This window comes from Gemmatimonadota bacterium, from assembly GCA_026706345.1.
Classification (GTDB): domain Bacteria; phylum JAAXHH01; class JAAXHH01; order JAAXHH01; family JAAXHH01; genus JAAXHH01.
Genome location: JAPOYX010000047.1, coordinates 1 through 3,759, shown reverse-complemented (window position 1 = coordinate 3,759; position 3,759 = coordinate 1). Strand labels below are relative to the sequence as shown.

Annotated in this window: 5 protein-coding genes; all 5 read left to right on the top strand. The window is 59.9% G+C overall.

Annotated elements, in window-relative coordinates; all coding sequences use genetic code 11:
* The coding region (locus OXG98_04505) for an NYN domain-containing protein (protein MCY3771266.1) at window positions 1-489 on the top strand (489 nt) is incomplete at its 5' end.
* Window positions 490-603: 114 nt separating this feature from the next.
* On the top strand, window positions 604-1,158 hold the full coding sequence (locus OXG98_04500) for a hypothetical protein (protein ID MCY3771265.1): 555 nt from the start codon (window positions 604-606) through the stop codon (window positions 1,156-1,158).
* Window positions 1,159-1,248: 90 nt separating this feature from the next.
* On the top strand, window positions 1,249-2,490 hold the full coding sequence (locus tag OXG98_04495) for an aminotransferase class V-fold PLP-dependent enzyme (GenBank protein ID MCY3771264.1): 1,242 nt from the start codon (window positions 1,249-1,251) through the stop codon (window positions 2,488-2,490).
* Window positions 2,465-3,172, top strand: a complete 708-nt coding sequence (locus OXG98_04490) for an HAD-IA family hydrolase (GenBank protein MCY3771263.1) — start codon at window positions 2,465-2,467, stop codon at window positions 3,170-3,172. The genes OXG98_04495 and OXG98_04490 overlap by 26 nt, the downstream gene beginning before the upstream one ends.
* Before the next feature lie 89 nt (window positions 3,173-3,261).
* Window positions 3,262-3,759, top strand: a 498-nt coding sequence (locus OXG98_04485; protein MCY3771262.1) for a cyclase family protein, incomplete at its 3' end; no start/stop codon positions are given.

The window sequence follows — 3,759 nt, the reverse complement described above, 5'->3', positions numbered from 1 at the left end:
GACGGATTTTGCCTCGTTAGCTCCGACAGCGATTTCACTCGTCTGGCGCAGCGGTTGCGGGAGGACGGGCTTGTGGTCTACGGCTTTGGTGAGCGTAAGACCCCGGAAGCATTCCGTAGCGCCTGTAACCGGTTTATCTATGTGGAAAATCTAACCGAAACCGAGGATGAAAAGGGAGACGGAGCGACCGCCTCGCCGACGAAGGAGTCGAAAAAAGAATCTCCCTCCAAGGCTGTGAAGGTTATCACCAAGGCGATGGAGGACGCGGACGATGACGGTTGGGTTCATCTCAGTAATGTCGGGAGTCGTATATTCGGGGCCGCGCCGGACTTCGACCCACGGACTTACGGCTGTTCCAATCTGAGTACGTTGGCCGAAAAGTCCGGTAGTTTTGAAATCAGGAAGGAATCGGGCGGTACGGTGTACATCCGCCGCAAAATCAAGAAGAGCAAGACCTCGGGAAAAACCGCGGACACCAAGAAAAAATGATGACCTACTACAGTGCGTGAGAACGAACGGAAAAGAAAGCCTCTCCCAGTGGGTAATGCTGCCTCTGGGTTATTCCCCACTACCCTCCCGTATAAGAGGTGGTAAGGTAACGGCATGCCGGACGTGTCTGCTCTCACGCTGCTCCTGAGCCTGAGCTTTCTGGCCATCAGTATTGGCCTCATTTATATCTTGGGCAAGATTTTCCTTGGGGGATTCCGGGCTTCCTTTGGCGGCCTGTTTGAACGGGCGGCTTTTCGCCGTCAGAGTCTGCGCTGTCAGCGCGGCGATGAACTGCTTGAACGCGGCGACCTGACCGGGGCTGTCCGGGCGTTTGGGAGTGCCTTTTTTCTCAAGCCCATTCGTCACCACTCGTCCCTGCTGACAGAAGTTGGCAAATACCACACCGGCCTGCTCAACCGTTTGCTGACTGTTGTCGATGAATTGGACACCGGACGCCTCAGCCTGCCTGCCTTGGCGGACACGGATCGTTTACTTGCCGAGCGCCTGGAAATCCAGCTCGACGCCTTTCGGGAGCGAGCCGGAGAGAGCCGACCAAGTACTGACGGAGAGCCTCGGCGCAAAGAGAACGAGCGACAGCTTCGGATCGCCATTGACCGCCTGCTGAGTGCCATTACCTCGTCCGGTGAAGAGCGCGTGGTGTATCATTGAAGTCACGCTGCGTAGGGTCTTTGTTGACAAATGCGCCGAGCCAATCGATGGTGGGCGGAGTTTGACAGCGCTGGTGCTTTGGGAGGGAGTATGTTTGACGTGAACGCGGTACGCGCGGATTTTCCGGGAACGACGCAACAGGTCTATCTGAATGCTGCCGGGATTGGGCTGCCGCCGAGGTCCGCAACCCAGGCCGTCCAACGCGCGGCGACCCTGCTCGGTCAGGGGCCGGCTGAGATGGGCTACCCAGCCTATTATCAGGCGCTCGGCAAGCCGAGCGTTCAGGCCAGACAGGAAGCCGCTCGGCTGCTCAGGGCTCAGCCCACGGAAATCGCCTTTACCGACGATACCACCATGGGGCTGAATACCGCCCTGGCCGCTATTCCTTTTGCCCCTGGTGACAATATCGTGCTGTGCGACCTGGAATATCCGCAGGTTGCCATCAGCGCCGCCCACTCCCAGAAGCAGCAGGCGGTTGAGGTTCGGGTTGCGCGTCATCGGGACGGCCTGATTGGTGTGGATGACTATGCCCGCTTGATGGACCAACATACCCGCGCGATCGTGGTGAGTTCGGTGCAATGGATCAACGGCCTGCGTATGGACCTGGCCGCGTTTTCACACCTGGCCGAAGAGCGGGGCTGTTTTCTGGTGGTGGACGCCATTCAGCAGTTGGGCGCCCTACCGCTCGATGTTTCAAATCTGCGCGTCGACTTCCTGGCCGCAGGTGCCCAGAAATGGCTGAACGCGCCGTTCAATATCGGGCTGCTATACATCCGTTCGGAAGTCCAGCAGCAGGTCGAACCGGGCTTGGCTCATGGCCTGTTCGCGCTGGCCGAGCCGCCGGAAGGGTGGCTCCGCTATCTTGGCGACCCAGGGCTGACGCCCTTTATGTCCCTGCCCCTGGCCTCGGACGCCCGCCGGTTCGAGGTCCATGGCATGCCCAAAAATCTCGGGACCGCGGGCCTGGCAGAGTCACTGGCCTATGTCAATCAACTCGACTCGGCCGCCGTCACCGAGCATATTCTGTCGCTGGGCGACGTTCTGATAGAAGAGCTGAAACGCCGCGACATCAAGGTCTGGACCCAAGAGGCGCACGCGCTGCGGTCGGGCATTGTCACCTGCGAGCCGTTTGCGGACGCGGACCGGGTCCATCAACTCAATCAGGCGCTGGAAGCCCGGAATATTTATCCGACCGTGCGGTACTGCTCCGGGGTCGGCGGGCTGCGGGTCTCGATTCATTACTATACCAGCCGGGACGATATTGACGCCTTGTTGGCCGCGCTGGATGAGATACTGAAGACGGACGATGGATATGCGCGTCATATTTTTTGACGCCGCGGGCACGCTGCTTCGCGTCAATGGTTCGGTCGGCGAGACCTACGCCCGGCTGGCCCGTGCGCATGGCAAGGCCGTCAGCGTCCGGGACCTGGAAGCCGGCTTTCGACGCTGCTTTGCGACCGCGCCGCCCATGGCCTTTCCCGGCGCGGACGCGGACCAGGTTCCACGGCTGGAGAAAGCCTGGTGGCACGATGTGGTCCGGCAGGTCTTTGCCCCGCTCGGTCCGTTTCCCGGTTTTGAAGCCTACTTTCATGCCCTGTACGATTTCTTTGCCGAACCGCGAGCGTGGCAGCTTTATCCGGAAGCCCGGCAGACGCTGGCGGCTCTGCACGCGCGTGGGTATCGTCTCGGGGTGATTTCAAATTTCGACGCCCGCCTGTTTGGCGTGCTTGACGGCTTGGACATCGGCCACTTCTTCGATCCTATTGTTGCCTCGACGCGTGCCGGGGCGGCCAAGCCCGAGCCTGCCATCTTTCAGAAAGCACTCACGAAGTGTGATCTCCGGCCGCAAGAAGCCCTGCATATCGGTGACAGCTATGAGCTGGATATTGTCGGGGCACGAAATGCCGGACTTACTCCGGTCCTGATCGAGCGCTCCGGCCGCCAGCAGAGCACCGACGACTACCACGTTGTCCGCCGTTTGGACGAGCTGCTAACGGTGCTTGAATCCCTCTAGAGAAGACCGCTCCTGAGAGGAAGCGTCTACTACAAGCGCTGCTCCGGCTCCGCTATAACAACGGCATATTCCAAAAAAGGAGGGCGAGTATGCCTGGACGCGAAGCCATACCAAAAGTCTCAAACTGGGGTCGGTGGGGAGCGGACGATGAAAAGGGGACGGCCAATTTCATTACGCCGGAGGTGATTGTCGCCGCGGCCAGACTGGTCCGCAAGGGGCAGGTCTTCTGCTGCTGCATTCCGATTGATCAGGACGGACCGGTCTTTCCCACCCGCACCCCGCCCCAGCGGTTTATGTCGATCCTCAACGTCCCGGTCAAGGAAGTCGGTCTGGCGGGCTCGGCCATTGCCAACGACGACTATATTACCATGTATCTGCAAGGCTCGACCCAGTGGGACAGCCTGGCCCACGTGGGCTATGACGGCAAGTACTACAACGATGTGCCGGCCAGCGCCATCACCGCCCACGGCGGGGCGTCCAGGAACGATATTGGTAAGCTCTACCAGTCGTTTGTCACCCGAGGTGTGCTGCTCGACATGGTCCGCTACAAAGGCTGCGAAGCCGACGGGCATCTCCCGGCTGATTAT

Excerpts from the sequence above, each read along its gene's own strand:
- OXG98_04500 (MCY3771265.1), top strand. The coding sequence starts at position 604 with ATGCCGGACGTGTCTGCTCTCACGCTGCTCCTGAGCCTGAGCTTTCTG.
- OXG98_04490 (MCY3771263.1), top strand. The coding sequence starts at position 2,465 with ATGGATATGCGCGTCATATTTTTTGACGCCGCGGGCACGCTGCTTCGC.
- OXG98_04495 (MCY3771264.1), top strand. The coding sequence starts at position 1,249 with ATGTTTGACGTGAACGCGGTACGCGCGGATTTTCCGGGAACGACGCAA.